The following is a 5,563-nucleotide window of genomic DNA, read 5'->3' on the forward strand; positions in this document are numbered from 1 at the left end:
GGGCAGGTGTGGTGTTGTTATGTAGTTGTTGGTTCCTGTGCAACAAACCGGTGGTGCGGGTTTGTTGGTTGGGAACCACATAGTGGACGCAAGCAGTCTTGTTTCTTCTTACCGCCCCTGGGTGCAAACGCTTTTGAATCCGTTTGCGGGGTGGTGTGTGGTGTAAGTTATCGGCCTATTAGTACCGGTCAGCTTCACGAGTCGTTAGTCCTCGCTTCCACATCCGGCCTATCAACCCAGTGGTCTGGCTGGGGGCCTCTCACACACAAGGTGTATGGAAATCTCATCTCGAAGCGAGCTTCCCGCTTAGATGCTTTCAGCGGTTATCCCATCCGAACGTAGCTAATCAGCGGTGCACTTGGCAGTACAACTGACACACCAGAGGTTCGTCCGTCCCGGTCCTCTCGTACTAAGGACAGCCCTTCTCAAATTTCCTGCGCGCGCAGCGGATAGGGACCGAACTGTCTCACGACGTTCTAAACCCAGCTCGCGTACCGCTTTAATGGGCGAACAGCCCAACCCTTGGGACCTACTCCAGCCCCAGGATGCGACGAGCCGACATCGAGGTGCCAAACCATGCCGTCGATATGGACTCTTGGGCAAGATCAGCCTGTTATCCCCGAGGTACCTTTTATCCGTTGAGCGACGGCCATTCCACAATGTACCGCCGGATCACTAGTCCCGACTTTCGTCCCTGCTCGAGATGTCTCTCTCACAGTCAAGCTCCCTTGTGCACTTACACTCGACACCTGATTGCCAACCAGGCTGAGGGAACCTTTGGGCGCCTCCGTTACTTTTTAGGAGGCAACCGCCCCAGTTAAACTACCCATCAGGCACTGTCCCTGACCCGGATTACGGGCCGAAGTTAGATGTCCAAAGTGACCAGAGTGGTATTTCAACGATGACTCCACCCGAACTGGCGTCCGGGCTTCAACGTCTCCCACCTATCCTACACAAGCCACTCCGAACACCAATACCAAACTATAGTAAAGGTCTCGGGGTCTTTCCGTCCTGCTGCGCGTAACGAGCATCTTTACTCGTACTGCAATTTCGCCGAGTTTATGGTTGAGACAGCGGGGAAGTCGTTACTCCATTCGTGCAGGTCGGAACTTACCCGACAAGGAATTTCGCTACCTTAGGATGGTTATAGTTACCACCGCCGTTTACTGGGGCTTGAATTCTCAGCTTCGCCTTGCGGCTAACCGGTCCTCTTAACCTTCCAGCACCGGGCAGGAGTCAGTCCGTATACATCGTCTTGCGACTTCGCACGGACCTGTGTTTTTAGTAAACAGTCGCTTCCCCCTGGTCTCTGCGGCCCCGATCCCCTCCCACCAGCAAGTGGTGTTCAAGGTTGGGGCCCCCCTTCTCCCGAAGTTACGGGGGCATTTTGCCGAGTTCCTTAACCATAATTCTCTCGATCGCCTTAGTATTCTCTACCTGATCACCTGTGTCGGTTTGGGGTACGGGCGGCTAAAACCTCGCGCCGATGCTTTTCTAGGCAGCATAGGATCACCGAATCCCCCCTTTACGGGAGTCCCGTCAGATCTCAGGCATCATGAACGGCGGATTTGCCTACCGTTCGCCCTACATCCTTGGACCGGGACAACCATCGCCCGGCTCGGCTACCTTCCTGCGTCACACCTGTTAATACGCTTGCCTCCCAGGATCAGGTCCCGCGCTCCACCAAAACCCGCACACCACAAGGGTGATAGGGCAGGCTTCGGGCAGTTAGTATCCCCTGTTCAACATGGACGGTTTTTCGCCGGTACGGGAATATCAACCCGTTGTCCATCGACTACGCCTGTCGGCCTCGCCTTAGGTCCCGACTTACCCAGGGCAGATTAGCTTGACCCTGGAACCCTTGATCATTCGGCGGACGGGTTTCTCACCCGTCTTTCGCTACTCATGCCTGCATTCTCACTCGTGTAGGCTCCACCGCTGGTTTACACCGCGACTTCACTGCCCACACGACGCTCCCCTACCCATCCACACTCCTGAACCACGAAGGCTTGGAAAATATGTGAATGCCACAACTTCGGCGGTGTACTTGAGCCCCGCTACATTGTCGGCGCGGAATCACTTGACCAGTGAGCTATTACGCACTCTTTTAAGGATGGCTGCTTCTAAGCCAACCTCCTGGTTGTCTTCGCAACTCCACATCCTTTCCCACTTAGCACACGCTTAGGGGCCTTAGTTGGTGGTCTGGGCTGTTTCCCTCTCGACTATGAAGCTTATCCCCCACAGTCTCACTGCTGCGCTCTCACTTACCGGCATTCGGAGTTTGGCTGACGTCAGTAACCTTGTAGGGCCCATTAGCCATCCAGTAGCTCTACCTCCAGCAAGAAACACGCAACGCTGCACCTAAATGCATTTCGGGGAGAACCAGCTATCACGAAGTTTGATTGGCCTTTCACCCCTACCCACAGCTCATCCCCTCCATTTTCAACTGAAGTGGGTTCGGTCCTCCACGACGTCTTACCGTCGCTTCAACCTGGCCATGGGTAGATCACTTCGCTTCGGGTCTAGATCACGCCACTGCAACGCCCTATTCAGACTCGCTTTCGCTACGGCTTCCCCACACGGGTTAACCTCGCGACGTAACACTAACTCGCAGGCTCATTCTTCAAAAGGCACGCCGTCACAACTACTATGCGATCACTCGCGGTTGCTCCGACGGATTGTAAGCACACGGTTTCAGGTACTGTTTCACTCCCCTCCCGGGGTACTTTTCACCTTTCCCTCACGGTACTGGTCCGCTATCGGTCATTAGGGAGTATTTAGGCTTATCAGGTGGTCCTGACAGATTCACACGGGATTTCTCGGGCCCCGTGCTACTTGGGATACTCTCCAGGCGGTGCACAGCATTACGGTTACGGGGCTCACACCCTCTACGGCCGGCCTTTCAAGACCGTTCACCTATACCTGCACCCTCACCCCACTGTCCCGGCAGAGACAGAACGGAAAGTCCCACAACCCCGCCCATGCAACGCCCGCCGGCTATCACACATGGAACGGTTTAGCCTGATCCGCGTTCGCTCGCCACTACTAACGGAATCACTATTGTTTTCTCTTCCTGCGGGTACTGAGATGTTTCACTTCCCCGCGTTCCCTCCACGCACCCTATGTGTTCAGATGCGGGTCACCAGGTGGCTCGCGCCCCTGGCGGGGTTTCCCCATTCGGACACCCTGGGATCACAGTCCGGTTATCGACTCCCCCAGGCTTATCGCAGATTCCTACGTCCTTCTTCGGCTCCTAATGCCAAGGCATCCACCGTGTGCTCTTAAAAACTTGACCACAAAAGATCAAAAACGCTAATTTACGAGAGAACCACAGAAACCAACCACACCCAACAACCACACCCCAAAAAGGGCGCCATCATCACGCGCAGCCAGATCCAGGTTCATATTCTTGGAAATTGCTTCTTATAAAAGATGCTCGCGTCCACTATGTAGTTCTCAAACAACAACCCCGTACCACACACCCCACACACCAGCCCCTCCCAAAAGAAGAAACCACCATGCATGATCGGTGCAGCCAGGAAACCAGAAACACAAGTCCCACACCCCGCACCACCGTCCCCCGTAAGGGACGGCCCGCGGGCCATGGTCCTGTTGCCTCAGGACCCAACAGTGTGCCAAACACTAAACCGCACGCACCCGCCCCCACCGTTCCAGGCACCCCTCAAGAGAGGAACCGTACTGGGCAAGGAAAAGAACCTGCGGCCGCTATCCGTTGATATTCCACCCATGAGCACCCGCCGCAGAACAATCGCCTGCGCAACGGGCTTTACTCCTGACAACCCCTCCACACTCACATACATGAGGCAAGGCGACTGTAGGTGCTCCTTAGAAAGGAGGTGATCCAGCCGCACCTTCCGGTACGGCTACCTTGTTACGACTTAGTCCCAATCGCCAGTCCCACCTTCGACGGCTCCCTCCCACAAGGGGTTAGGCCACCGGCTTCGGGTGTTACCAACTTTCGTGACTTGACGGGCGGTGTGTACAAGGCCCGGGAACGTATTCACCGCAGCGTTGCTGATCTGCGATTACTAGCGACTCCGACTTCATGGGGTCGAGTTGCAGACCCCAATCCGAACTGAGACCGGCTTTTTGGGATTAGCTCCACCTCACAGTATCGCAACCCTTTGTACCGGCCATTGTAGCATGCGTGAAGCCCAAGACATAAGGGGCATGATGATTTGACGTCGTCCCCACCTTCCTCCGAGTTGACCCCGGCAGTCTCCCATGAGTCCCCGCCATTACGCGCTGGCAACATGGAACGAGGGTTGCGCTCGTTGCGGGACTTAACCCAACATCTCACGACACGAGCTGACGACAACCATGCACCACCTGTGAACCGGCCCCAAAGGGGAAACCACATTTCTGCGGCGGTCCGGTCCATGTCAAGCCTTGGTAAGGTTCTTCGCGTTGCATCGAATTAATCCGCATGCTCCGCCGCTTGTGCGGGCCCCCGTCAATTCCTTTGAGTTTTAGCCTTGCGGCCGTACTCCCCAGGCGGGGCACTTAATGCGTTAGCTACGGCGCGGAAAACGTGGAATGTCCCCCACACCTAGTGCCCAACGTTTACGGCATGGACTACCAGGGTATCTAATCCTGTTCGCTCCCCATGCTTTCGCTCCTCAGCGTCAGTTAATGCCCAGAGACCTGCCTTCGCCATCGGTGTTCCTCCTGATATCTGCGCATTTCACCGCTACACCAGGAATTCCAGTCTCCCCTACATCACTCTAGTCTGCCCGTACCCACCGCAGATCCGGAGTTGAGCCCCGGACTTTCACGGCAGACGCGACAAACCGCCTACGAGCTCTTTACGCCCAATAATTCCGGATAACGCTTGCGCCCTACGTATTACCGCGGCTGCTGGCACGTAGTTAGCCGGCGCTTCTTCTGCAGGTACCGTCACTTTCGCTTCTTCCCTACTGAAAGAGGTTTACAACCCGAAGGCCGTCATCCCTCACGCGGCGTCGCTGCATCAGGCTTGCGCCCATTGTGCAATATTCCCCACTGCTGCCTCCCGTAGGAGTCTGGGCCGTGTCTCAGTCCCAGTGTGGCCGGTCACCCTCTCAGGCCGGCTACCCGTCGTCGCCTTGGTGAGCCATTACCTCACCAACAAGCTGATAGGCCGCGAGTCCATCCAAAACCACAATAAAGCTTTCCACCCCCCACCATGCGATGAGGAGTCATATCCGGTATTAGACCCAGTTTCCCAGGCTTATCCCAGAGTTAAGGGCAGGTTACTCACGTGTTACTCACCCGTTCGCCACTAATCACCGGTGCAAGCACCAGATCATCGTTCGACTTGCATGTGTTAAGCACGCCGCCAGCGTTCATCCTGAGCCAGGATCAAACTCTCCGTTGAAGTAAAACAGACACAACATGCGCCCCCGGGAAAACGGGACACGCACCCTGCACAAAATTTGAAACCAGCTGTCAAAACCAGACCACACCACGGGGTGGCGCAACCTGGCAAATTCAACCAATTCATATAAAATAAACCGGTATCAACAAACTTGGCACACTATTGAGTTCTCAAACAACAGACACA

Annotated in this window: 2 rRNA genes; both read right to left on the reverse strand. The window is 55.5% G+C overall.

From position 1 onward, the window contains the following. Nucleotides 1–157 precede the first annotated feature (157 nt). Nucleotides 158–3,295: ribosomal RNA gene (locus ABFP37_RS22380) — 23S ribosomal RNA — on the reverse strand. Nucleotides 3,296–3,850: 555 nt separating this feature from the next. Then, nucleotides 3,851–5,377: ribosomal RNA gene (locus ABFP37_RS22385) — 16S ribosomal RNA — on the reverse strand. Together the 16S and 23S rRNA genes form the textbook arrangement of a ribosomal RNA operon. Between the last annotated feature and the right edge of the window lie 186 nt (nucleotides 5,378–5,563).

The organism is Burkholderia sp. RS01, assembly GCF_039748055.1.
Classification (GTDB): domain Bacteria; phylum Actinomycetota; class Actinomycetes; order Actinomycetales; family Micrococcaceae; genus Arthrobacter.